The organism is Propionibacterium acidifaciens (assembly GCF_003798325.1).
Lineage (GTDB): Bacteria > Actinomycetota > Actinomycetes > Propionibacteriales > Propionibacteriaceae > Propionibacterium > Propionibacterium acidifaciens.
Map to the genome: position 1 here is coordinate 2160053 of NZ_CP033719.1, position 24456 is coordinate 2184508.

Sequence of the window (24456 nt, forward strand, 5' to 3'; positions counted from 1 at the left end):
CTGGTTCCTCCCGTCATCATCGCATCCGTCGGACCGGCGGGGTTCGGATCCTCCCGGCCTCCTGGAGCGCCGGGAGTTCCGGCGCGGTCCGCTGGCCGCCCGCCGCGTCGCTGCGGCTCCACGCGGACGGCGTCCGCGCCCGTGGTCGGGGCCGGGCCGGGCGCCCCTGACCGGGGGAGGTGCCCTCGGCGGGCCGTCGGACGGGCCCCTCCGGGGACGCCCGGCGGCTCGGTGGACCTTCTCACCGGCGGCGACCGTCCACAGGGTGGTCCGCAGGGCTGGCCAAAGGGGAGGATGTCGCCCTAGCCTTGGAGTGCGGCTGCTGCGAGCACCTCTCCCGCCTGCGCAGATGCGAGAAGAACACCGGCGAGCTCTGAGGAAGCGCCATGCTGACAGGGTTCGCCCACGGCACAGTGCGACCGGAGGAGGATCCCTCACGGCGCACCGACCCAACGAGAAAGGCAATCCGTGACCATCACCGAAGCCGACGCCGTCCAGACCGAGAACCCCTGGCACGATTTCGTCGAGGGGCCCTGGACCGAAGCCATCGACGTGCGCGATTTCATCCAGCGCAACTACACCCCTTATGAAGGAGACGCCTCCTTCCTCGCCGGCCCCACGGAGAAGACCCTCCGCGTGTGGGACCACCTCGAGAAGAACTACCTGAGCGAGGAGCGCAAGCGTCGCGTCTACGACGTCGACACGCACACCCCCAACGACATCGACGCCTTCGGGCCCGGCTACATCTGCGACGACGACGACGTGATCGTCGGCCTCCAGACCGATGTGCCGCTCAAGCGCGCCATGATGCCGAACGGCGGCTGGCGCATGGTCGAGACCGCCATCAAGGAGGCCGGCAAGGAGGTCGACCCCGAGGTCAAGAAGATCTTCACCAAGTACCGCAAGACGCACAACGACGCCGTCTTCGACATCTACACGCCGCGCATCCGCGCCGCCCGCAGCTCCCACATCATCACCGGCCTGCCCGACGCCTACGGCCGCGGCCGCATCATCGGCGACTACCGCCGCGTCGCCCTCTACGGCGTCGACAAGCTCATCGAGTGGAAGCAGGCCGACAAGGACAAGGTCACCGACGAGCCCTTCAGCGAGCACTGGGCCCGCTACCGCGAGGAGCACGCCGAGCAGATCAAGGCCCTCAAGAAGCTCAAGACGATGGCCGCCGGCTACGGCTTCGACCTCTCCGCACCCGCCAGGAGCGCCAAGGAGGCCGTCCAGTGGACGTACTTCGGCTATCTCGCCTCGGTGAAGTCCCAGGACGGCGCCGCCATGTCGATCGGCCGACTGTCGGCCTTCCTCGACTGCTACTTCGAGCGCGACCTGCGGGCCGGTCTCATCACGGAGTCCGAGGCCCAGGAGATGATCGACGCGATCGTCCTGAAGCTGCGCATCGTGCGCTTCCTGCGAACCATCGACTACGACCAGATCTTCTCGGGCGACCCGTACTGGGCCACCTGGTCGGACGCCGGCTTCGGCGACGACGGCCGCGCCATGGTCACGAAGACCTCGTTCCGTCTGCTCCAGACGCTGCGCAATCTCGGCCCGGCCCCCGAGCCGAACATCACGATCTTCTGGGACAAGAGGCTCCCGAAGGGCTACAAGGACTTCTGCGCCGCCATCTCGATCGAGACGAGCGCCATCCAGTACGAGTCCGACAGGGACATCCGCGCCCACTGGGGCGACGACGCGGCCATCGCCTGCTGCGTGTCGCCGATGCGCGTGGGCAAGCAGATGCAGTTCTTCGGCGCCCGCGTGAACTCGGCCAAGGCCCTGCTCTACGCCATCAACGGAGGCCGCGACGAGATGAGCGGCAAGCTCGTCGCCGACGGCTTCGAGTCCGTGTCCGGCGACGGCCCCCTCGACTTCGACGACGTCTGGGAGCGCTACGAGAAGATGCTCGACTGGGTCGTCGGCACCTATGTCGAGGCGCTCAACATCATCCACTACTGCCACGACCGCTACGCCTACGAGGCCATCGAGATGGCCCTGCACGACTCCGACATCGTGCGCACCCTGGGCTGCGGCATCGCCGGCCTGTCGATCGTCGCCGACTCGCTGTCCGCCATCAAGTACGCCACGGTCACCCCGGTGCGCGACGAGACCGGCCTCGTGGTCGACTACATCACCGAGGGCGATTTCCCGAAGTACGGCAACGACGACGACCGCGCCGACGAGATCGCCTCGACCGTCGTCCACACGATCATGAGCAAGATCCGCGAGATCAAGCTCTACCGCGACGCCATCCCGACCCAGTCCGTGCTGACGATCACCTCGAACGTCGTCTACGGCAAGGCCACCGGCGCCTTCCCGTCCGGGCACGAGAAGGGCACGCCCTTTGCGCCCGGCGCGAACCCGGAGAACGGGATGGACACCCACGGCATGGTCGCCTCTATGCTGTCGGTGGGCAAGCTGGACTACAACGATGCGCTCGACGGCATCTCGCTGACGAACACCATCACCCCCACGGGCCTCGGCCGTGACAAGGACGAGCAGGTCGCCAACCTGGTCGGCATCCTCGACGCCGGTTTCCTGCCCAACGACTGCACCTGCTACTGAGCCCCATACGACAAGGAGATCTGATCTGACATGTCCGTGAAGACCTACGCCGAGCGCGTCGCCGACATGAAGGCCAACCGCGAGGAGACCGGCGCGACCGACGGCCTCTACCACGCCAACATCAACGTGCTGAACCGCGAGACCCTCGAGGACGCCATCGAACACCCCGAGAAGTACCCGAACCTCACCGTTCGCGTCTCCGGCTATGCGGTGAACTTCGTCAAGCTCACCAAGGAGCAGCAGCTCGACGTGCTGAGCCGCACCTTCCACCAGTCGGCCTGAGGGCCGCGCAGCAGATGACTGCTGACGCGATGACGCCGGCCGGGGACAGCTCGTTCAGGTCCCCGGCCAGGCGGCTCCACGGGGCGGGACTCGATGGGATCACCACCGAGGACCTGCCCCGTGGCGCGCGTCTGGAGGCGATGCGGGCCGGCGACGCCGGCTCGATCCACTCGTGGGAGCTCGTGACGGCCGTCGACGGCCCGGGCACCCGCATGACGATCTTCTTCGCGGGGTGCCCGCTGCGCTGCCAGTACTGCCACAACCCCGACACCTTCTTCATGGCCAAGGGCCGGCTGGTGGGCGTGGACGACATGCTCGCGCGCATCGGCCGCTACCGCGGCGTCTTCAATGCGACCGGCGGCGGCATCACGCTGTCCGGCGGCGAGGTGCTCATGCAGGCCCCCTTCGCGGCGAGGCTCCTGCACGGGGCCGGGGCGATGGGCATCCACACGTGCATCGACACGTCCGGCTTCCTCGGCGCCGCCTGCACGGACGAGATGCTCGACGACATCGACCTCGTGCTGCTCGACGTGAAGTCCGGCGACCCCGACGTCTACGAGAGGGTCACCGGCAGGGCGCTGGCCCCGACGCTGGCCTTCGGCGACCGGCTGGCCGCCCGGGGCACGCCCGTGTGGGTCCGCTTCGTCGACGTGCCCGGGTTCACCGACGACCCCGACAACGTGGCGCGGGTCGCCGACATCGTCGCAGCCTGGCCCAACGTCGCCCGCACCGAGGTGCTGCCCTTCCACCAGATGGGGCGTGACAAGTGGCACGACCTCGGTCTCGAGTACGCGCTCGAGAGCACCCCGCCTCCGACCGCCGAGCAGGTCGAGGCCGTCCGCGACGTCTTCCGCGGGCGCGGGCTCACGGTCCGCTGAGCGGTCGACCTGCGCACTGACCCGCCGGGGCCGGGGACAACCTCGATCCCGCGCCGGCCCCGGAGACGGGTGGATGGCGATGTCCTTCAGCACCCCGCCCGAACGGGCCGCCGACTCCTCGGTCTCGCGCCGGCCCCGGCGGGCGCGCCCGGCCGGCAGGGATCGGCCGTCATCGACTCCCTCACCACCTGCGCTGGGAGGGGTCGCCCGGATCGGCGTACCCCCGGTACGGCGGTTGGGCGCCGGGCGGCTGGCCGTACTGACCGTACGAGCCGTACTGGCCGTACGAGGGATCCTGCCCATACCCGTACCCCGGGTACTGGCCGCCCGCGCCCTGGACGTACTGCCCGTCGGGCGACCAGCCGTACTGCTGGGCCGGGGAGTAGTACGCGCCGGGTTGCGTCGGGGAGTAGTACGCGCCGGGCTGCGCCGACATGACGGCAGAGGACTGGTAGCCGATCATCCCGGCAGCCGGCTCCTGCCTCATGCGCGACCAGCCCACCCAGCCGAGGGCGAGGATCGCCAACCAGACGAGGAGCGTCAGATTGGTCCCGGCGGTCCCGTCGCTCGAGCCCGAGATGAGCTTCGACAGCCTCGTGATGAGGGAGATCGCGGCGAAGACCGAGTAGATGACGAGCACCGCGAGGACCTGCCCGGGATGGTTGCGGCGGGCCGCGACGAGCATCCAGATCGCCAGCGCCAGCGGAATGCCGAAGGCGAGGAGGAAGACGACGCCCAGCAGGACGAGAAGGCTGATGCCCATGCCGCCGAGGCTCGAGGACAGATCGGTGTCGCTCTCGCGCAGTTTGACGGACAGGAACGAGCCGGCGAACAGCACGATGGACTCGCTCAGGAGGAGCAGCAGGCCGTGGTAGGCGATGGCCGCCACGGCGGCTCCCTTCGCCAGGCCGCTGTTCGACGAGTACGGGGCAGGGGTGTTGTGACTCATGGTGCGAAGATTACGATGTGGCGGCTGTTCCGACCAGTATGTTCACGAGACCGCCACTCGCTACCCGCCGCGCTGTGCGGGCGTGTTCCACTGCGGGGCGCGCCCGTCTCTCAGGGGCGGCACGCATGCGCCGTCGGCCAGGACCGGGCCGCCACCGGTCGGCGCCCGGCCGATGCGGATCCTGCTGTCAGAGGTGTGGGAGCGAAGCAGCTTTTCGGACAGTGGTGAATGTCTGGTTCAGGCGGTCTGATTGCGGCGTCCGGGTTCGGTGCCGACTTTGTCGGGTGCGCGGTGCCGATCGCCGGGCGGGGTCTTCTGCGATCGCGTCCCGGTTCGGTCCAGAATGTCGCGTCCCGGATCGCGTGGGCCCTGGTTGGACTGATTTCGCGGTTCACAGCTCTTGACGTCGGGTGTCGTTGATGGGGCCGTTGCGGCGTTGTGTGCGGCGGGTGCCGGTCCGGTCCACCGATGGCAGGATTCCGCGGTCGGCCATGATTTTCGCGTATTCGGCCGGGATGCAAATGGGGCCCGCGGTCGGAACGGGGACATCGTGGTGGCACGGACCGGCGGGCAGTCGCAGGCGTTCGCGGCCATGATCTTCCGGACGGTCTGCGCGCCGGCCCGGACCCCATGGCGGGCGTACCCGGCCGGCCCCGTCCGCAACGAGGAACGGTTCCTGCCCGACCCGGCGCGTGCCCTCGTGGCGTGAGACGGCCCGGCAGTGTCCGCTCACCGCGCAACCGGACCCTGTGGTGCGAGCGGCCGAGTCGTATACCTTTTCGTCATGACTGGAATCAGTGACGCGGCTCAGACCGTGGACACCGACCTGCTCGTCATCGGCTGGGGCAAGGCGGGCAAGACCCTGGCCAAGGACCTCGGCTCACGGGGCAGGCGGGTCGTCCTCGTCGAACGCGATGACACCTTCGTCGGCGGCTCCTGCATCAACGTGGCCTGCGTGCCCACCAAGGACCTCATCGACTCCGCCGAGCATCGCGCCGACGCCGAACCGGCCGCCTACCTGCGACAGGCCATCGCCTCTCGTGACAGCCTCGTCGCCAGGCTCCGGGCCGCCAACCGCGCCATGCTCGAGACGGTCGAGGCCGTCACGCTCATCAGCGGTGAGGCCTCCTTCGTCGGACCGCACCGGGTCAGGGTGCGGGCCGGGGACGAGACCCTCGAGATCACGGCCGAGCAGATCGTCATCAACACCGGGAGCAGCCCGCTGCTGCCCGAGCTGCCGGGGATCGACGGGCCGAACGTGCACACCTCGCAGTCGATCCAGCACATCGCCGCTCTCCCGGAGCGGCTCGCCATCGTCGGCGGCGGCTTCATCGCCATGGAGTTCGCCTCGATGTTCGCCGCGTTCGGCTCACAGGTCGTCGTCCTCGAACGCTCACCCCGGTTCGGCGCCGGCCTGGATGACGACGTGCGTGAGGCCGTCCTCGCCGCCCTGACCGATCGCGGCGTGCGGATTCTCACCGACGCGGCCGTCGAGTCCATCGACCAGACCGGTGTGAACACGCCGGCCGGCCGCGTCGACGCGGACGCCGTCCTGGTCGCCACCGGGCGTCGGCCGGAGACCGCCGCCCTCAACCTGGACGCCGCCGGTATCACCACCGACGAGCGCGGCTTCATCGTCGTCGACGAGCGCTTGGCCACGTCTGCGCCCGGCATCTGGGCGGCCGGCGACGTCAACGGGGGACCGCAGTTCACCTACATCTCGCTGGACGACTACCGCGTCATCGCCAGCCAGCTCGTCGGCGACGGCTCCCGCACCACCGCTGACCGGTCGGCCGTGCCGAACACCACCTTCATCACCCCGCCCCTGGCCCGGGTGGGTCTGAGCGAACGCGAGGCCCGCAGGCAGGGCGTTGATCACGTGGTGGCCGTCAAGAACGTCGCCGACATCGCCGCCATGCCCCGTCCGAAGATCCTCGGTGAGACCCACGGCCTCATCAAGGTGCTCGTCGACCCGGGCACCGATCTGGTGCTCGGCGCCACCGTCTTCTGCACGGACGCCCAGGAGGTCATCAACCTCGTCGCCCTGGCCATGCGCGCCGGCGTCACCGCCACCCAGTTGCGTGACGGCATCTGGACCCACCCGTCCAGCACCGAGGCGCTCAACGAGGTCCTCGCCACGCTCCCCACGGGGCGGTGACCGCGGAAACAACGCGCGCCGCCGGCCCACCGCCGGCGTCCGCCTCCGAACGACTGGCGTCGGCGGCAGACGAGAGGTCCCCGTGCCAGCCCGGATCAGCTCCACCGGTGCGTCATCACGACCGGGCTCATGCTCTTCGCCCTGGTCCTCGGCGCGGGCGCGCAGCCTCATCTTCCCGCCGATGCTGGCCCCGGCCGGGACCGTGCCGGGGCGCTGGCGGCGGCGCCGGTCCTGCCGCCGATGGACGTGTTCTCGTGTTCCTCCACCCCTGTGCTGTGACACATTGAGAATCATCGCTTGAGATCCGGATATTCTTCTGTCAGGCTGTCGTAACTGAGCCTGAAGGCAGCGCTTCCTGCCAGGCGAGGCTTCCCAAGTTTCGGGTAGACCTCATCGAGCCAGTCGGCGAACTTGAAGAACTCTCCCTCATTCTCCGGTGTGATGTCAGTGTAGACAGCGCTGCCGTAAGGCATGATCATGAATATGGCATAGTCATGAAATTCAACGAAGTGTTCCTTCAGATAGTCCAGGGGCATGCTCATGAGGCCATGAATCGCCTCGATCTCCTCATCGATCTCAAGAATGGGTGATCGTGGTGGAAGATCATCGAATGTGACCATGATCGGAGCCTCCTGCTTGTTGTTTCCGCGGAGTCGGCCATCCGATGGGGTGCGAGTCTCGTTCATCGCCGCCCTGTCAACCCAGAGGTATGTTCATGGGATCACGGGAATCGTCCGCGGCGGTGTTTCCCCTTGTCGGATCTTCGTTCTGACATGCTGTGAAAAAGTCTCCCAGTTTTCGTCTGTGGTGTGGGTGGTGTGATGGGACTTGTTCACAGGAAGCTCGAAGAGAGACGCAATCCTTGGCCGTGGCCTGGTTCAATGAGGCTGTGCACAAGCCTCCAGTCACGTCACGGATCGAGTGCTGGCCCTGGAAACATCTCATTTCCCCTCGGGTGGGTCATCGTCCCATTCGGTCATGGCTGGATACTCTCGCACCAGGTCATCAAAGCTCGCGCGGAAGGTTTCGGACGAGGCGACCGGTTTCACACCCAGCTCATCATATATTTCATCAAGCCAGTCCGCGAAGGCGATGAATATTTTTTCGTTGCTCCGACGAACTCTGGCCGTCATGGAGCAGGATCGTTTCTGGTTTCGGGGGGTGGGGGTGTTCGAAGTCGTGGTCGAAGGCGCGGCCGGTGACGTGTGGGGCGGACGCGCCGAGGGTTTCTCCGGGGGTCTCGTGCTGGATGGTGGCGATGTTGTTCTTGGCCGCGTTCCGGACGTGCTCGACCGGGTTGTGGTCGGGCGCGTACGGGGGGCAGATGAATCGGTGTGATGCGCTCCAGCGGCTGGCCCGGCTCGTGGCGGCCGGTCAATGCTTTCGCGTGGTGGAATCGGGCCTTGTCCAGGACGACCGCGATCTTCTCTGTGGAGTGCTCCACGGTCAGGACCGGGCACATCCGCGTGGCCTGCCACTCGACCAGCCATTCCTGCACCGTCCGCTCAGTGCGCTCAACCAGTTTTCAGCGATGATGCCCACGTCGACGCCACGGGAGGCGTACAGGGTCGCTTCTGCTTTCATCCGGACCAACACATAATTGTCGGAACGTTTCTTCCACCTGATCAGGATGACGGTTTTTCCCGGGGCGACCTCAACCGACATGTCATAATCATATCCGAAACCGCACAGGAAGTCCACGGAAGATACGATTTCGTTTCATGTCGGCCATACAATCACAAACGACCCCCTCTGCGATCGACTACCGCACACCCAACGAAATCGGCACCGAACGCAGACGCCACAATCAAACAGCCTGAACCAGACGTTCACCACTGTCCGAGAAACTCACTTCACTCCACCATTAACCACTGTCTGAAAAACCTATATCATTCCAAAGGACAACCGGAGCCGATCCAGGGGAGGCGGGGGACACGGCTCATCACTCGTGGCGCCTGCGCGGGCCCGTCACCGCGAACCGCTAGATTTGGACCCGTGGTTGACACCGTTGAGAACGCACGCATGACGCCCGATGCGGACCAGCCGTGGGCCGAGCTCGGCCTGAAGGCCGACGAGTACGCCCGCATCAGGGAGCTGCTCGGTCGGCGTCCCACCGGCGCCGAGCTGGCCATGTACTCCGTGATGTGGTCCGAGCACTGCTCCTACAAGTCGAGCAAGCTGCACCTGGCCCGCTTCTCAGCCCTGCCGCAGACCACCCCGCGCGGCCCGCTGCTGGCCGGCATCGGCGACAACGCCGGCGCCGTCGACATCGGCCAGGGCTACGCGGTCACCTTCAAGGCCGAGTCCCACAACCACCCCAGCTACGTCGAGCCCTACCAGGGCGCCGCCACCGGCGTCGGCGGCATCGTCCGCGACATCATGGCCATGGGCGCCCGGCCGATCGCCGTCATGGACGCCCTGCGCTTCGGCGCCCTCGACGCCCCCGACACCCGCCGCGTGCTGCCCGGCATCGTCGCCGGCGTGGGCGGCTACGGCAACTGCCTGGGCCTGCCGAACATCGGCGGCGAGCTCGTCTTCGACGACTCCTACCTGGGCAACCCGCTCGTCAACGCCCTGTGCGTGGGCGTCATGCGGCACGAGGACCTCGCCTTCGCCAAGGCCACCGGCGCCGGCAACAAGGTGATCCTCTTCGGCGCCGCCACCGGCGCCGACGGCATCGGGGGCGCCTCGGTGCTCGCCTCCGAGACCTTCGAGGCCGACGGCCCGCAGAAGCGCCCCAGCGTCCAGGTGGGCGACCCCTTCATGGAGAAGCTCCTCATCGAGTGCTCCCTCGAGCTCTTCCACGCCGGCGTCGTCACCGCTCTGCAGGACTTCGGCGCGGCCGGTATCAGCTGCGCCACGAGCGAGCTGGCCAGCGCCGGCGACGGCGGCATGCACTGCGAGCTCGACCTCGTCCCCCTGCGCGACCCCACGATGACGCCCGAGGAGATCCTCATGAGCGAGTCGCAGGAGCGCATGATGGCCGTCGTCGCCCCAGACGACGTCGAGCGCTTCATGACGATCTGCGCCAGGTGGGACGTCCAGGCCACGATCATCGGCGAGGTCACCGACGGCGACCGGCTCGTCATCGACTGGCACGGGCGGACCATCGTCGACGTCGACCCGCACACGGTCGCCCACGACAGCCCCGCCTACGACCGCCCGCAGGCCCGTCCCGCCTGGCTCGACGCCGTCAACGCCGACCACGCCAACGCCCTGCCGCGCCCCGCCGAGGGCCCGGAGCTGGCCGAGACGCTCCTGCGGCTCGTCGCCAGCCCGAACCTCGCCGACAAGAGCTGGGTCACCGACCAGTACGACCGCTTCGTGCGGGGCAACTCGGTCCTCGCCCAGCCCGAGGACGCCGGCATGATCCGCATCGACGAGGACAGCCACCTCGGCATCGCGCTGTCCACCGACGCCAACGGCCGCTACGCCCACCTCGACCCGTTCCGCGGCGCCCAGCTGGCGCTGTGCGAGAGCTACCGCAACGTGGCCGTCACCGGGGCCGAGCCCGTCGCCATCACCGACTGCCTCAACTTCGGCTCGCCCGAGGACCCCGAGGTCATGTGGCAGCTCGTCGAGGCCGTCAAGGGCCTCGTCGCCGGCTGCGCCGAGCTCGGCGTCCCCGTCACCGGCGGCAACGTCAGCCTCTACAACCGGACCGACGGGAGGAACATCCTCCCGACCCCGCTCGTCGGCATGCTCGGCGTCATCGACGATGTGCGCACCCGCACCCCGATGGGCTTCGCCGCGCCCGGCGACGCCATCGTCCTGCTCGGCACGACGAAGGAGGAGCTCGGCGGCTCGGCCTGGGAGGACGTCATGCACGACCACCACCTCGGCGGCCTGCCCCCGTCCCCCGACTTCCCGGCCGAGCGGGCCCTGGCCGCGGTCTGCCGGGCCGGCGCCGGCGTCCTCACCAGCGCCCACGACCTGTCCGAGGGGGGTCTCGCCCAGTCCCTCGTCGACTGCTGCCTGCGCCGGGGCCTCGGCGCCGCCGTCGCCCTGCCCGGCGGGCTCGACCCGTGCGCCGAGCTGTTCAGCGAGAGCCCGGCCCGCGCCATCGTCTCGGTCGTCCCGGAGCGCCAGGAGGCCCTCCTCGACCTGTGCGCCGAGCATGAGCTGCCCGCGGCCCGCATCGGCGAGGTCACGCAGGCCGCCGAGCTGGCCGTCGAGGGCCTGTTCACGCTGCCGCTGAGCCGGATCCGGGAGGTCTGGCGGGACACCGTCCCCGACGCCATGCAGGGGGTCTGAGGCCGATGACGAGCATCGACGATGCCCGGGACGCCCGGGTCCTCGCCGCCGCGGACGCCCAGGTGCGGCCCGCCCTCGACGAGCTCGCCCGGATGATCGCCATCCCCTCGGTGAGCTCCCAGCCCCGGCACGCCGCCGACGTCGCGGCCATGGCGGACCACCTCGTCGGCTCCCTGCGGGGCCTCGGCTGGTCGGACGTGCGCACGATCGCCGCCGGCGGCAGGCCGGCCGTCCTCGCCCACTGGCCCGCCCCCCAGGGCCGGCCCACCGTGTGCCTGTACTCGCACTACGACGTCCAGCCCGTCGGCGACCCCGACCGGTGGAGCACCGATCCCTTCACCGCCACCGAGCGCGACGGCCGCCTCCACGGCCGCGGCGCCGCCGACGACAAGGGCGGCCTGGCCATGCACCTCGCGGCGCTGCGCGCCCACGACGGAAGGCCCCCGGTCGGGGTGACCGTGCTCTTCGAGGGCGAGGAGGAGCTCGGCTCCCCGAGCCTCGACGCCCTGCTCGCCGCCCACCGGGACGAGCTGGCCGCCGACGCCTACGTCATCGCCGACTGCGAGAACTGGCGGGTCGGCGTGCCGACCTTCACCACCTCGCTGCGCGGGGTCGCCGACATGGTCATCGAGGTCCGGGCGCTGGAGCGGGCCGTCCACTCCGGCGAGTTCGGCGGCGTCGTCCCCGACGCCCTCACCGGCCTGTGCCGGCTGCTGGCCGGCCTGCACGACGAGAACGGGGACGTGGCCGTGGCGGGCCTCGTGCGCGGGACCGCCGTCGAGGAGCTCGACCACCCCCCCGACCGGCTGCGCGCCGCCGCCGGCGTCCTCGACGGCGTCGAGCTCATCGGCACCGGCTCCGTCGCCGACCGCCTGTGGGCCAAGCCCTCGATCAGCGTCATCGGCATGGACACCACCCCGATCGCGGCGAGCGCCAATGCGTTCATCCCCTCGGCCCGGGCCCGCGTCAGCCTGCGCATCGCCCCCGGCGACACCCGCGAGAACGCGGTCGAGTGCCTCCGGCGGCATGTCATCGGGCACGCGCCCTGGGGCCTGCGGGTGGAGTGCTCCAGCACCGAGGCCGCCGACCCGTCGGTCGTGCCCTTCGAGGGGCCGATCGCCGAGCAGGCCCGCCGGGCCTACAGCATCGCCTACGGCGCCGACCCGGTCCGCGCGGGCACCGGCGGCAGCATCGGCATGATCGCCTCCTTCCAGGCGGCCTTCCCGGACGCCACCGTGCTGTGCACGGCCGTCGCCGACCCGGACTGCCGCATGCACGGCCCCGACGAGTCCCTCGAGCTGGGCGACTTCGCCCGGGCCTGCCGGGCCGAGGCGCTCCTCCTCGACCGGCTGGGCCGCTGACGGTGGCCGGAGCGCACGCCCGCCCGGGGCGCGGTACGTTCGCTGTCATGGATGCCGGACGCGAGAACGGGAGGACCGGCGCGCCGCGCTTCGAGAGCTACCCCGAACGACTCGTCCGCGAGGCCATCGAGCGCGGCGAGTTCGACGACAATCCGTACGCCGGTCGACCGCTGCCCCTGGGCCGGCCCGGCGACGAGAAGCCCTGGATCGTCGAGCGCCTCGAGCGGGAGGACCTGTCCGGCGTCCTGCCCGAGGGGCTGCGCGCGCTGCGGGCGCTGCGCCGGGAGCGCCCCGCGCGCGACGGCGAGCGCTCCGACGGCCATGGGCAGGATGATGATCCGCATGAGTGAGCGCACCCGGGGAGTCGCCGAGCGGACGCGTGGACCAGCTCGAATGGACGGGAGGATGATCCGCATGAGTGAGCGCGCCGGCGGGCCCGGGAGCCCGGACGGGGCGGCGCCCGAGTGGGCGGGCTGGATGAGCCCGAGCCGCTACGACGAGTTCATCGACCTGTGCGCCGACGCCCTCGCCGGCCACGGGGTCCGGGCCGTCTACGACGGGGACGGCGTCCTCATCGCCGAGGACGGCACCAACTACGGTCTCGACAACCTCTCGCGCATCGTGCGCGCCGAACCGCCCGAGCGCTGGCCGCAGGTCGTCGGCGCCTTCTTCGACTCGATCACCGACCGCGACGGGGCGGCCGGCCCCATCGACCCCTCGACCGTCTTCCTGTCCTGCCAGCCCCGCGAGGCGCTGCCCGGGCCGCTCGCCCCGGCGCTCACCGAGGTGCTGCCCGGCATCGTCCTCGTCCCGGCCGTCGACCGCCCCACGAGCGTCGAGAAGCTCTTCGGCGAGGGCGAGCGGACGAGGCCCCTGGGCGGTCTCGCGGGTCTCGTCGAGCTCGGCCGGCGCAATCTCGCCCGGGTGCGCTTCGAGCAGGAGGCCATCATCGTCGACCACGAGCGGCCCGACTCGGTGGTCGTCGCCATCGGCGCCGACGACCCCTACGCGGCCGGCCGCCTCGGCGTCCTCGACGCGGTGGTCCCGGCGGCCCACCGTGGTGACGTGGGGATCGTCGTCGCAGCGCCCCACCAGGGCCTCCTGCTCGTCCACGCCATCCGCGGCGCAGGCATGGTCCCCGCCCTCAACGGCATGCTGCGCTTCGCCCGGGCCCAGTACGCCTCGGCGCCGCGCGCCCTGTCGCCGCACCTGTACTTCATCGACGCCGACGGCGGTGTGCAGCGGATCACGGGTCCGGTCGCCGACAGCGAGCTCGGCATTCGCGTCGAGGGCCCCTTCGCGGCGGCGCTCCAGCGGGCCGGGATGATCGACCAGGCGTCTCGCGCCGGAGAGGAGCAGGCATGAGGACCGACGCCCAGATCGCCCGGGGGACGAGACTGGAGCCCATCTCCGCCATCGCGCAGTCCCTGGGCATCGAGGCGGACGAGTACGAGCCCTACGGCCGCGACAAGGCCAAGCTCTCGCTGGGGCTGCTCGACCGGCTGTCGGGGCGCCCCGACGGCCGGCTCGTCCTGGTCACCGCCATCAACCCCACGCCCGCGGGCGAGGGCAAGACGACGACCAACGTCGGCCTGTCCATGGCGCTCAACCGGATCGGCAGGAGGGCCGTCACGACCCTCCGCGAACCCTCGATGGGCCCCTGCTTCGGCCTGAAGGGCGGCGCCGCCGGCGGCGGCCGCGCCCAGGTGCTGCCGATGGAGGACATCAACCTGCACTTCACCGGCGACATGCACGCCATCGGCGCCGCGCACAATCTGCTGGCGGCCATCGTCGACAACTCGATCCACCAGGGCAACCCCCTGGACATCGACCCGCAGCGCGTGGTCCTGCGCCGCGTCGTCGACGTGAACGACCGCGCCCTGCGCAACGTCGTCGTCGGCCTGGGGCGGCGCGTCGACGGCGTCCCCCGCCAGAGCGGCTACGACATCACCGTCGCCAGCGAGATCATGGCGGTCCTGTGCCTGGCGAGCGGCTTCGACGACCTGAAGGCCCGGCTGGGGCGCATCATCCCCGCCTACACCCGCGACGGGGAGCCGGTCACGGTCGACCGGCTCGGCGTCACCGGGGCCCTGGCCCTGCTCCTCAAGGACGCCGTCAAGCCGAACCTCGTGCAGACCACGGAGAACACCCCGGCGATCATCCACGGCGGCCCCTTCGCCAACATCGCCCACGGCTGCAACTCGGTCCTGGCCCTGCGGATGGGCCTCAAGCTGGCCGACTACACGATCACCGAGGCCGGCTTCGGGGCGGACCTGGGCGCCGAGAAGTTCCTCGACATCGTCTGCCCGAGCGCGGGCCTCGTCCCCGACGCCATCGTGCTCGTGGCCACCGTCCGCGCCCTCGAGTTCAACGGGGGAGTGCAGGGCGCCGCGCTGGACGCCGAGGACCTCGGCGCCCTCGACGCCGGCATGGTCAACCTGGAGCAGCACCTCGACAACCTCGCCAAGTTCGGAGTCCCGGTCGTCGTGGCGGTCAACGAGTTCCCCACCGACACGGCCGCCGAGCTCGACCTCGTGCGCGAGCGCTGCGCCGAGCTGGGCGTGCGGGCCGTCGGCTCGACCGTCTTCGCCGACGGCGGGGCGGGCGGCGTCGAACTGGCCCGGGCCGTCGTCGAGCTGTGCGAGCAGCCCGGTGAGTTCACCCCGATCTACGATGCGGAGTCGAGCCTGCGCGGCAAGATCGAGACGGTCGCCCGCGAGATCTACCGCGCCGACGGCGTGACCTTCTCCTCAATGGCGCAGCGCCAGCTCGAGCGGCTGAGCGCCCAGGGCTTCGATGAGCTGCCGGTCTGCCTCGCCAAGACGCAGTACTCGTTCAGCGACGACCCCGGGCTCCTCGGCGCACCCCGCGGCTTCACGATCACCGTGCGGGAGCTGAGCGTGCGCGCCGGCGCCGGTTTCGTCGTCGGCCTCACCGGGGACGTCCTCACGATGCCCGGCCTGCCCAGCAGGCCGGCGGCGCTCGACATGGACATCGACGCCGACGGCCGGATCACCGGCCTGTCGTGAGCGGCGCGCCCTTCACGAGGAGCGCAGGGCGAAGCCGCTCACCGGCTCGGCGGGCTCCTCATCGGGCTCCTCGGCGGCGCGGCGGGCCGGCTGGTAGCGCGGCGCGGTGCGCATCGGCTCGGACTCCCCGCCGAAACTGCGCACCAGCGAGATGACGTGGTCGAAGTCGACCGGGCGGGCCGTGTCGAGGGCCACGCGCGGCTCGGTGCCCCACATCTCGGTGTGGGCGTTGCGGTCGGTCACGTCGTCCCAGGTGATCCGGCTGACACCGGGGATGCCGTTGCGACGGGCCCGGACGCGTTCGTGGTGCACCGCCGGGTCGGAGCAGACGGTGATGAGGAACAGGAGGTCGACGCCGGTCTCCTCGGCCAGGTCGGTCCACAGCTGGCGGCTCGCCCTCGTGTAGTTCGCTGCGTCGATGATGACGTCGTGGCCCGCCGCGAGGTTCTCGCGGGCGACCGACTGGGCCGACAGGCAGGCGGCGAGGGCGGTGGCCTGGTTGCGCCACAGGCCGGCCGCCACCATGGCGGACTCGATGCCGGGGACGCCGATGCGCATCGCATTCATCCGGGACGCCAGTTCCGCGGAGACGTGGGTCTTTCCCGTGGCCTGAAGCCCGGACATCGCGATGAGCATGCCACGATCCTGCCAGCGGTTCGGCGCGGAGTGGAAATGCGGGCCGACAACTCTGCACCGTCACTTGAACTCTTCGCCGACGAGCCGGTGCCGGTTGCCCTCCCCGCCCTGCTCGGCAGGCTTCTCAGCCTCCCTCACTTGAACTCTTCACCGACGAGCCGGTGCCGGCGCGGGGCGCCGGGCGCCCGAGGCCTCTCCAGCGGCGCGGTCAGCTGCGGAAGCTGTGCACGGGCGCCGGCAGCCTGCCCCCCCGGTTGATGAGCGCTCCGGTGTCGGACCGGTGGACGGCCATGACCGGGGCGTGCCCGAGCAGGCCGCCGAAGTCGATGTCGTCGCCGACCCGGGCCCCGGGGACGGGGACGACGCGCACGGCGGTCGTCTTGTTGTTCATCATGCCGATGGCCGCCTCGTCGGCGATCATCGCGGCGATCGTCGTCGCCGGGGTGTCGCCGGGGATGGCGATCATGTCGAGCCCGACCGAGCAGATCGAGGTCATCGCCTCGAGCTTGTCGAGGCCCAGCGCGCCCTCGGTGACGGCGCGGATCATGCCGGCGTCCTCGCTGACCGGGATGAACGAGCCGGACAGACCGCCGACGTGCGAGCAGGCCATGAGGCCGCCCTTCTTCACGGCGTCGTTGAGCAGCGCCAGCGCGGCGGTGGTGCCGTGGCCGCCGACGGCGCCGACCCCCATCGTCTCGAGGATCTCGGCCACCGAGTCGCCGACGGCCGCCGTGGGGGCCAGCGAGAGGTCGACGATCCCGAACGGCACGCCCAGGCGCTCGGCGGCCATCGTCCCGACGAGCTGGCCCATCCGGGTGATCTTGAAGGCGGCCTTCTTGATGGTCTCCGCCATGCCCCCGAAGCTCGCGTCCGGGACCTTGTCGAGGGCGCGCTTGACGACCCCGGGCCCCGAGACGCCCACGTTGATGCACGCATCGCCCTCCTCGACGCCGTGGAAGGCGCCCGCCATGAAGGGGTTGTCGCCGACGGCGTTGCAGAAGACGACGAGCTTGGCGCAGCCCCGGCCGGCGGTGCGGTCGGCGAGCTCGCGGACGACCTCGCCCATGCGGGCCACCGCGCTCATGTTGATGCCCGCCCTGGACGAGCCGATGTTCACCGAGGAGCAGACCACGTCGGTGGTGGCCAGGGCCTCGGGCAGCGAGTCCATGAGGCGGCGGTCGGCCGTGCTGCGCGACTTCTGCGCCAGGGCGGTGAAGCCGCCGAGGAAGTCGACGCCGACCTCGTGGGCCGCGTCGTCGAGCGCCCGGGCGAAGCAGGTGTAGTCCTCGGTGCGGCTGGCGCCGGCGACGAGCGAGATCGGCGTCACGGAGATGCGCCTGTTGATGATCGGGATGCCGAGCTCGGCCTCGATGCCCTCGGCGACGGGCACGAGCCGGCCGGCCCGCGAGACGATGCGCTCGCGGATCCGTGCGCAGGCGACGTCGGGATCGGGGTCGGCGCAGTCGAGCAGGCCGATGCCCATCGTCACCGTGCGGATGTCGAGGCGGTACTCCTCGATCATCGCGATGGTCTCGAGGATCTCGTGTGCGGTGTCCATGGCTCAGAGCTCGTGCATCGCGCGGAAGATGGCCTCGGACTGCAGGCGGACGACCACCTGCTGCTCCTCGCCGACGGCCCGCAGATCGCTCTGGAGCGACTCGATCGGATGGGCCCGCTCGTCGAACTCGCACTGGGCGATCATCGTGAAGTACTCGCCCATGATCGTCTGCGAGATGTTGCACAGGTTGACGTCGAGCTCCGCCAGCCGCGTGCTCACGGCGGCCACGATGCCCGTGTGGTCGAGGCCCGTCACGGTGAGGATCGCAATCATGGGCCAACCCTATCGACGCGCGGCGCCCGGGTTCCGCCACGGCCGGGCCCGCGCGTCCCGGTCCGCTCGTCCGGGCCGTCGCGTCGGCGGCGACGGCCCCGGGGCGGCGGGCGGCTCCGCCGAGCGTGAACGGCCCGACCGTGCGGTTCCCGGCGTCGGCGCACGGTGGGATGATCGACCGACGCGGGTCCCACCCGCCTGCCGGCCCCTCGACGGGCCCGGCGGACGACGGGCCCCGCCGACAGCACGATCCCGACAAGGAGGGTCCCCATCCGATGAACATCCCGTCCGTTCTCCGCAGGCCCGACGCCGCGTCCGGCCCCGGCCCGGGCCCGCGCGTCGTCATCATCGGCGGGGGCTTCGGCGGCACCAACGCCGCCCGCGTGCTCGGCAGGGCCGGCGCCCGCGTCGTCATCGTCGACAAGAACCCCTACACCTGCTTCCAGCCGCTGCTCTACCAGGTGGCCACCGGCGGCCTCAATCCCGGTGACGTCACCTACCGGCTGCGCTCCTTCGCCGCGCGGACGCCGAACTGCCGGTTCCGGCGCGCCCGGGTCACCGGTGTCGACCTGGAGGCCCGTCGCGTCGAGTGCGACAACGGCGGCCCGATCGACTACGACTACCTCATCCTCGCCCAGGGCGTCGGCGCGAACTTCTTCGGCACCCCCGGGGCACAGGAGCACTCGTACACCATCTACACCCGCACCGATTCGGTGCGCACCCGCGACGTCATCCTGTCGAACCTCGAGGCCCTCGACACCGACCGGGGGAGGAACTTCGACGTCGTCGTCGTCGGCGGCGGCCCCACCGGTGTCGAGATGGCCGGCACCCTCGCCGAGATGAAGTCCATCGGCATCCCGGCGATCTTCCCCGATGTGTCGGTCGACCGCGTCCATGTCACCCTCGTCGAGATGGCCGAGCACCTGCTCATGCCGTTCGACGCCAGGCTGCGCCACTACACCCGCCGGCAGCTGCACAGGCGCGGCGTCGACGTGCGCACCACCACGGCGATCGCCGAGGTCCGCGAGGGCTCCGTCCTGCTCAGGGACGGCTCCACGCTGCCCGCCGACATGGTCATCTGGGCCGCCGGCGTCGGCGCCCACGAGGACGTCATGGACTGGGGCCTGGAGCTCGGCCGCGGGGGCCGCATCCTCGTCGGCCCCGACCTGCGGGCCAAGGGCCAGGACCGGGTCTTCGCCGTCGGCGACGGCGCCCTCATCGAGGGCAACCCGCTGCCGCAGCTCGCCCAGCCCGCCATGCAGGAGGGCGTCTGGGCCGCCGAGCAGATCCTCGACCTCGAGGCGGGGCGGCGCACGAGAAGCTTCTCGTACCGCGACAAGGGCACGATGGCGACCATCGGGCGCAACGCGGCCGTCGTCCAGATGGCCCGCTTCCACGGCCTGAGGATCGACGTCACCGGCTTCGTCGCCTGGCTCGCCTGGGTCGGCCTCCACCTGTACTTCCTGCTGGGCGGGCGCAACCGCCTTCAGTCGATGATCAACCTCGCCGCCCGCTACCTGACCTTCAGCCGGCAGGCCTCGGGCATCATCGGCGACATCGTCGACGAGGGCGGGGACCCGGGAGGGGCCGGCCCGGCCGCCGAAGGCTGAACCGGGGGCCCGGACGGGCCCTGGGTACACTTGATCCCCAGGCGCCCGGCGGGCCGGGCGCGCCCCGGTCGCCGGAAGGGGGGAGCCAGCATGACGACTGGTCCCGATCCACGGCCGCGCGTCCCGCTTCGGCCCTCCGACTACGGCTACGACGAGCAGCGCTTCGGCGCCCCCCACGGCCCCGCAGGACGGGGCGCCGCGGACCGCTACGGGACCCGGCCCCGCGACGACGAGGCCGACTGGCCCACGAGCCCGTCGATCCCGGTGGTTCCCGAGGCGACGAGGCCGCCGAGCAGGCGCCTCACCGCGATCATCTCGCTCCTCTTCGGCGTCTTCGGCGCGGCCCCCGCCTCCGGGGCGGCCCACCGGGCCCGCGAGGCCGGCCTGCCGTCCGGCCGCTACTGGACCGCCTTCCTGCTCGGCTGGCTCGTCCACCTGCTCGTCCTGGCCTCCGTGCTCGGCCTGGTCATCGCGGGCGGCCGCTCGGGCTCCTCGTCGGGGAGGGCGTCCGCCCCGGCGAGCAGCGCCCCCGCCTCGACGGCCCCGTCCCCGAGCCCGAGCGCCTCGCCGTCCCAGGCCGCCTTCCCCGACGGCGCCACCCGGTGCAGCGACACGGTGGCCGTCAACGCGTCCACCTCCTGCCAGTTCGCGCTGAACGTCGAGACCGCCTTCCGGTCGGCCGGAGCCACGAGCGGCACCGTCCAGGTCACGGCGACCAGCCCTGTGACGAACCGCGACTACACGATGTCCTGCGTCGTGGCCGCTGGCTCGGTCACCAGCTGCACCGGCGGCAACAACGCCGTCGTCTACCTGCGCTGATCATGGTCGTGGCGGACCGGGTCGCCGCGCCGTCACGCTAGGCTGAGCCCGTGGTTCTTCGCCCGGACGACCAGCTGACCCCACGACGCGACAACGACCGACCGCGGGACGAGTGCGGCGTCTTCGGCGTCTTCGCGCCGGGTGAGGACGTCGCGAGGCTCACCTACTACGGCCTGTTCGCCCTCCAGCACCGCGGCCAGGAGTCGGCGGGCATCGCGGTCTCCGACGGCTCGCGGATCATGGTCTTCAAGGACATGGGCCTGGTCAGCCAGGTCTTCGACGAGGCCATCCTGAGCTCCCTGACCGGCCACGTGGCGATCGGCCACACGCGCTACTCGACGACCGGTTCGAGCGTCTGGCGGAACGCCCAGCCCACCTTCGCCTCGACGCCCCGCGGCTCGCTCGCGCTGGCCCACAACGGCAACCTCACGAACACCGACGAGCTCGAGGACCTGCTGGCCCTCAGCCGCGGCGAGGGGGCGGCCGGCGGGGTGCCGCACAAGAGGGATATGGACTCCAGCAACGACACCCACCTCGTGAGCGCGCTCATGTCCCTCGACGACGCGCCCCTCGAGGACGTCGCCGCGCGCCTGCTGCCGCGCCTGGTCGGCGCCTTCAGCCTCGTGTTCATGACCGAGAGCACGCTCTTCGCGGCGCGCGACCCCCAGGGCGTGCGGCCCCTCGTGCTCGGCCGCCTGGAGACCGGCTGGGTCGTCGCCTCCGAGACCGCCGCCCTCGACATCGTGGGCGGCACCTTCGTCCGCGAGGTCGAGCCCGGCGAGATGATCCGCATCGACGAGTCGGGCCTGCACTCGGCGCGCTTCGCCCCGGCCCGCCCCAAGGGCTGCCTGTTCGAGTACGTCTACGTGGCGCGCCCCGACACGGTCATCTCCGGGCGCCGCATCCACAACGTCCGCGTCAAGGTCGGCAAGATCCTGGCCGAGGAGTCACCGGCCGACGCCGACCTCGTCATCCCCGTCCCCGAGTCGGGCATCCCCGGGGCGATCGGCTTCGCCGCCGCCTCCGGCATCCCCTTCGGCAACGGCCTGGTGAAGAACTCCTACGTCGGGCGCACCTTCATCCAGCCGACCCAGTCCCTGCGCAACATGGGCATCCGGCTCAAGCTGAACCCGTTGCGCGACGTCATCGAGGGCCGCCGGCTGGTCGTCGTCGACGACTCGATCGTGCGGGGCAACACCCAGCGCCAGCTCGTGCGCATGCTGCGCGAGGCCGGCGCCGCGCAGGTGCACGTGCGCATCTCGTCGCCTCCGCTGGAATGGCCCTGCTTCTACGGTCTCGACTTCGCCACCCGCGCCCAGCTCATCGCGCCGGGCCTGTCGGTGGACGAGATCCGCCGCTCGATCGGGGCCGACTCCCTCGGCTACATCAGCCTCGGGGGCCTCATCCGGGCCACCCACGTGCCCAAGGAGAAGCTGTGCCGGGCCTGTTTCGACGGCGAGTACCCGATCCCGGTGCCCCACGGCGCCGCCGTCGAGATGGGTCTGCACGCCGAGGAGGCCCCCGCCGCCTGCGCCGGTCACGGCGACGCCGAATTCGACAGGGACGAGGATGAGGCATGAGTCAGTCCGCCTACGCCCGCGCGGGCGTCGACATCCATGCCGGTGACGAGGCCGTCGAGCTCATGAGGAGCCATGTCGCGCGCACCCGGCGCCCCGAGGTCCTCGGCGGCATCGGGGGCTTCGCCGGCCTGTTCGACGCCTCCGCCCTGGCCCGGTACCGCCATCCGCTGCTCGCCACGAGCACCGACGGCGTGGGCACCAAGGTGGCGCTGGCCCGGGCGCTCGACGTCCACGACACCATCGGCTGGGACCTGGTGGGCATGCTCGTCGACGACCTCGTGGTGTGCGGCGCCGAACCCCTCTTCCTCACCGATTACATCGCCTGCGGCCATGTCGTGCCCGAACGCATCGCCGCCATCGTCAAGGGCGTCGCCGACGCCTGCGTGGCGGCCGGCTGCGCGCTGCTCGGCGGCGAGACCGCCGAGCACCCGGGGCTCATGGGCGCCGACGAGTACGACATCGCCGGCGCCACGACCGGCGTCGTCGAGGCGGACGAGCTGCTCGGCCCCGACCGGGTGCGCGACGGCGACGTCGCCCTGGCCATGGCCAGCTCGGGCCTGCACTCCAACGGCTACTCGCTCGTGCGGCGCGTCCTGCTCGAGGACGCGGGACTGGCGCTGGACCGGGAGATCCCCGAGTTCGGCCGCAGTCTGGGCCTGGAGCTCCTGGAACCCACCCATGTCTACGCCGGCGAGGTCATGACGCTGCTGCGGACCGTCACGGTGCACGCGATGAGCCACATCACCGGCGGCGGTCTGGCGAACAACCTCGTCCGCGTCGTCCCCGACGGGATGCTCGTCACCGTCGACCGCGCCACGTGGCGCCCCGGGCCTGTCTTCGAGCTCGTCCGGTCCGTCGGCCGCATCGGCGAGGAGGACATCGAGGAGACCCTCAACATGGGCGTCGGCATGGTCGCCCTCCTGCCCGCCGACCAGGTGGACGAGGCCCGGCGCGTGCTGGGCGGCCTCGGCCTGGACGCCTGGGTCTGCGGTCGCGTCGAGGCCCGCCCCGGGCCCGCGGCCGTCGAGCTGGTCGGGGGGCATCCGCGGGCCTGACCCGCCTCAACCGCTTGTCCGGACACCAACCGCCCGCCGCGTTCGAGATGGGCGGTGATTGGTGACGACCCGAACTATTGGGTAGCCTGGGGCCCACGAGAGTTGTTCATCATGCCGCGGCACAGCCGCGAGGGACTAAGCGAGGGGGTCGACCCATATGGGGCGCGGCCGGCAAAAGGCGAAGCAGACCAAGGTGGCCAGGGATCTGAAGTACCGTTCGGTCGAGACCGACTTCGCCTCGTTGGAGCGGGAGCTCCGCAGCAAGCAGCACCACGACGACGAGGATCCCGGCGAGGGGATCCCCGACAACTACGCGGATCTCGCCGCGGAGTACGAGCGGGACGTCGACTCCGACTGAGCCGTCGGGACTGCGAGATGAGCCGCTGGGCCGCCGATCCGCTGCTGGCGGGCTACGAGTCGCTGAGCTGGGCGATCCCCGGCGCGCGGCCGGCCGAGGGCGAACCCGGCGCCCCCCTCACCGGGACTCTCGTCCGGAGGAATCCGCCGCGCCACGAGCGCGCGGTGCTCTACCTGCACGGCTGGAACGACTACTTCTTCCAGACCCACCTGGCCGACTGGTTCGACGCGCAGGGCTTCGACTTCTACGCCGTCGAGCTGCGCCGCTACGGGCGCAACCTCGTCCCGGGCCTGTACGCCGGCTTCATCACGGACCTGAGCCACTACGAGTCCGAGCTGGACCACGCCGTCGCGTGCATCCGCGAGGACCATCCGGGGGTGCCCCTCACCTTTCTCGGCCATTCCGCCGGGGGACTCACCGGCGCGCTGTGGGCGTCCCGGCGCCCGGGACTGCTGGCGGGGGTCATCCTCAACTCGCCGTGGCTCGACATGCAGGGCTCGCCGGCGCTGTGGCGCGTGCTCTCGCCGGTCGCCGCGGCCATCTCCGTCGTCAACCCGCTGGCCGAGCTCGGCGCCGTCGTCGACACGGGCCTCTACCGCCGCAGCCTGCGCGCCGACGAGGACGGCGAGTGGGACTGGGATCTCGACCTCAAGTCCAACACCGGGGCCTTCGTCCACCGCTGGGGCTGGGGCAGGGCGGTCCTGGCCGGCCAGGACCGCGCCGGCGCCGGCCTGGGCATCGACACCCCGGTCCTCGTCATGACGAGCGCCCGGAGCGACTTCTCGCGCACCTGGGACGAGAGCATGCGCGGGGCTGACCTCGTGCTCGACGTCGAGCGCATCTGCGCGGCTGCGGTGCACCTGGGGCGGCTGGTGACGATCCGCCGGTTCGCCGGGGGAGTCCACGACCTCGTGCTCTCGCGCGAGCCGGTACGACGCCGGGTCTTCGACGAGATGGCCCGCTGGATCGATGCGAGGGTGCGCCCGGCCGGCCTCATCGAGGAGTACCGCGAGACGCTGCGCACCGACCGGGACGGGCGGAGGACGGGGAGCCGGGGCTGAGCCGCTGCGGTCCCCGCGGGG

General features: G+C 70.9%; 22 protein-coding genes and 2 pseudogenes. 17 read left to right on the plus strand and 7 right to left on the minus strand.

Annotated features, from left to right (window positions below; genetic code table 11):
* Positions 1 to 552: 552 nt before the first annotated feature.
* The 3 genes and pseudogenes from EGX94_RS09075 to pflA all read left to right on the plus strand — a co-directional run.
* A pseudogene (locus tag EGX94_RS09075) lies at positions 553 to 2247 on the plus strand (pyruvate formate lyase family protein); the annotation flags it as partial.
* Between the two features lie 162 nt (positions 2248 to 2409).
* A pseudogene (grcA2, locus tag EGX94_RS14500) lies at positions 2410 to 2856 on the plus strand (autonomous glycyl radical cofactor GrcA2).
* Between the two features lie 14 nt (positions 2857 to 2870).
* Positions 2871 to 3734 (plus strand): pyruvate formate-lyase-activating protein, encoded by an 864-nt coding sequence (gene pflA, locus EGX94_RS09085; RefSeq protein WP_021798186.1) that lies wholly within the window; start codon positions 2871 to 2873, stop codon positions 3732 to 3734.
* A 181-nt stretch (positions 3735 to 3915) separates the two neighbouring features.
* On the opposite strand, the gene EGX94_RS09090 is transcribed toward pflA, so the two are convergent.
* Positions 3916 to 4683: a hypothetical protein gene (locus EGX94_RS09090; protein WP_021798208.1), complete on the minus strand. Its 768-nt coding sequence runs from the start codon at positions 4681 to 4683 to the stop codon at positions 3916 to 3918.
* Positions 4684 to 5233: 550 nt separating this feature from the next.
* Here EGX94_RS09090 and EGX94_RS13475 point away from each other — a divergent pair.
* Positions 5234 to 5392, plus strand: coding sequence for a hypothetical protein (locus tag EGX94_RS13475; protein ID WP_021798210.1), 159 nt, complete (start codon positions 5234 to 5236; stop codon positions 5390 to 5392).
* A 75-nt stretch (positions 5393 to 5467) separates the two neighbouring features.
* Positions 5468 to 6841, plus strand: coding sequence for a dihydrolipoyl dehydrogenase family protein (locus EGX94_RS09095; protein ID WP_081707444.1), 1374 nt, complete (start codon positions 5468 to 5470; stop codon positions 6839 to 6841).
* A gap of 290 nt (positions 6842 to 7131) precedes the next feature.
* On the opposite strand, the gene EGX94_RS09100 is transcribed toward EGX94_RS09095, so the two are convergent.
* Together EGX94_RS09100 and EGX94_RS09105 are read right to left on the minus strand one after the other, a co-directional pair.
* Complete coding sequence (locus EGX94_RS09100) at positions 7132 to 7461, minus strand: hypothetical protein (RefSeq protein ID WP_021798200.1); 330 nt, start codon at positions 7459 to 7461, stop codon at positions 7132 to 7134.
* Positions 7462 to 7782: 321 nt separating this feature from the next.
* A complete protein-coding gene (locus tag EGX94_RS09105) occupies positions 7783 to 7974 on the minus strand; it encodes a hypothetical protein (RefSeq protein WP_123826215.1) in 192 nt (63 codons plus the stop codon).
* Between EGX94_RS09105 and EGX94_RS09110 the strand changes: the two genes are divergently transcribed.
* Complete coding sequence (locus tag EGX94_RS09110) at positions 7973 to 8179, plus strand: hypothetical protein (RefSeq protein ID WP_123826217.1); 207 nt, start codon at positions 7973 to 7975, stop codon at positions 8177 to 8179. The genes EGX94_RS09105 and EGX94_RS09110 overlap by 2 nt on opposite strands.
* A 108-nt stretch (positions 8180 to 8287) precedes the next feature.
* Here the strand turns inward: EGX94_RS09110 and EGX94_RS09115 are convergent, their stop codons facing one another.
* Complete coding sequence (locus EGX94_RS09115) at positions 8288 to 8506, minus strand: hypothetical protein (RefSeq protein WP_123826219.1); 219 nt, start codon at positions 8504 to 8506, stop codon at positions 8288 to 8290.
* Positions 8507 to 8836: 330 nt separating this feature from the next.
* Here EGX94_RS09115 and purL point away from each other — a divergent pair, with 330 nt between their 5' ends.
* The 5 genes from purL to EGX94_RS09140 all read left to right on the plus strand — a co-directional run bounded on the left by purL (position 8837) and on the right by EGX94_RS09140 (position 15485).
* A complete protein-coding gene (gene purL / locus EGX94_RS09120; protein ID WP_021798189.1) occupies positions 8837 to 11095 on the plus strand; it encodes a phosphoribosylformylglycinamidine synthase subunit PurL in 2259 nt (752 codons plus the stop codon).
* A gap of 5 nt (positions 11096 to 11100) precedes the next feature.
* Positions 11101 to 12456, plus strand: a complete 1356-nt coding sequence (locus EGX94_RS09125; protein WP_021798194.1) for a dipeptidase — start codon at positions 11101 to 11103, stop codon at positions 12454 to 12456.
* 47 nt (positions 12457 to 12503) lie between these two features.
* Positions 12504 to 12806: a DnaJ family domain-containing protein gene (locus tag EGX94_RS09130; RefSeq protein ID WP_021798183.1), complete on the plus strand. Its 303-nt coding sequence runs from the start codon at positions 12504 to 12506 to the stop codon at positions 12804 to 12806.
* A 64-nt stretch (positions 12807 to 12870) separates the two neighbouring features.
* Complete coding sequence (locus tag EGX94_RS09135; protein WP_021798187.1) at positions 12871 to 13821, plus strand: hypothetical protein; 951 nt, start codon at positions 12871 to 12873, stop codon at positions 13819 to 13821.
* Positions 13818 to 15485: a formate--tetrahydrofolate ligase gene (locus EGX94_RS09140; RefSeq protein ID WP_021798199.1), complete on the plus strand. Its 1668-nt coding sequence runs from the start codon at positions 13818 to 13820 to the stop codon at positions 15483 to 15485. The genes EGX94_RS09135 and EGX94_RS09140 overlap by 4 nt, the downstream gene beginning before the upstream one ends.
* A gap of 12 nt (positions 15486 to 15497) precedes the next feature.
* Here EGX94_RS09140 and EGX94_RS09145 read toward each other — a convergent pair whose 3' ends face one another.
* The 3 genes from EGX94_RS09145 to EGX94_RS09155 form a co-directional block, all read right to left on the minus strand.
* A complete protein-coding gene (locus EGX94_RS09145; RefSeq protein WP_021798193.1) occupies positions 15498 to 16121 on the minus strand; it encodes an AAA family ATPase in 624 nt (207 codons plus the stop codon).
* Positions 16122 to 16329: 208 nt separating this feature from the next.
* On the minus strand, positions 16330 to 17679 hold the full coding sequence (locus EGX94_RS09150; RefSeq protein ID WP_021798205.1) for a PFL family protein: 1350 nt from the start codon (positions 17677 to 17679) through the stop codon (positions 16330 to 16332).
* 3 nt (positions 17680 to 17682) lie between these two features.
* Positions 17683 to 17952 (minus strand): ACT domain-containing protein, encoded by a 270-nt coding sequence (locus EGX94_RS09155; RefSeq protein ID WP_021798202.1) that lies wholly within the window; start codon positions 17950 to 17952, stop codon positions 17683 to 17685.
* Between the two features lie 275 nt (positions 17953 to 18227).
* Here EGX94_RS09155 and EGX94_RS09160 point away from each other — a divergent pair, with 275 nt between their 5' ends.
* The 6 genes from EGX94_RS09160 to EGX94_RS09185 all read left to right on the plus strand — a co-directional run bounded on the left by EGX94_RS09160 (position 18228) and on the right by EGX94_RS09185 (position 24435).
* Entirely contained in the window at positions 18228 to 19562 is a 1335-nt protein-coding gene (locus EGX94_RS09160) for an NAD(P)/FAD-dependent oxidoreductase (RefSeq protein WP_021797288.1), read from the plus strand.
* 90 nt (positions 19563 to 19652) lie between these two features.
* Positions 19653 to 20381 (plus strand): hypothetical protein, encoded by a 729-nt coding sequence (locus EGX94_RS09165; RefSeq protein ID WP_021797294.1) that lies wholly within the window; start codon positions 19653 to 19655, stop codon positions 20379 to 20381.
* A gap of 50 nt (positions 20382 to 20431) precedes the next feature.
* A complete protein-coding gene (purF, locus tag EGX94_RS09170; RefSeq protein WP_021797286.1) occupies positions 20432 to 21961 on the plus strand; it encodes an amidophosphoribosyltransferase in 1530 nt (509 codons plus the stop codon).
* On the plus strand, positions 21958 to 23016 hold the full coding sequence (purM, locus tag EGX94_RS09175; protein ID WP_021797292.1) for a phosphoribosylformylglycinamidine cyclo-ligase: 1059 nt from the start codon (positions 21958 to 21960) through the stop codon (positions 23014 to 23016). Before purF ends, purM begins: the two co-directional genes overlap by 4 nt.
* A 157-nt stretch (positions 23017 to 23173) precedes the next feature.
* Positions 23174 to 23374, plus strand: a complete 201-nt coding sequence (locus EGX94_RS09180) for a DUF3073 domain-containing protein (protein ID WP_028706226.1) — start codon at positions 23174 to 23176, stop codon at positions 23372 to 23374.
* A 17-nt stretch (positions 23375 to 23391) separates the two neighbouring features.
* Positions 23392 to 24435: an alpha/beta hydrolase gene (locus tag EGX94_RS09185; protein ID WP_021797295.1), complete on the plus strand. Its 1044-nt coding sequence runs from the start codon at positions 23392 to 23394 to the stop codon at positions 24433 to 24435.
* The last annotated feature ends 21 nt before the right edge of the window (positions 24436 to 24456 follow it).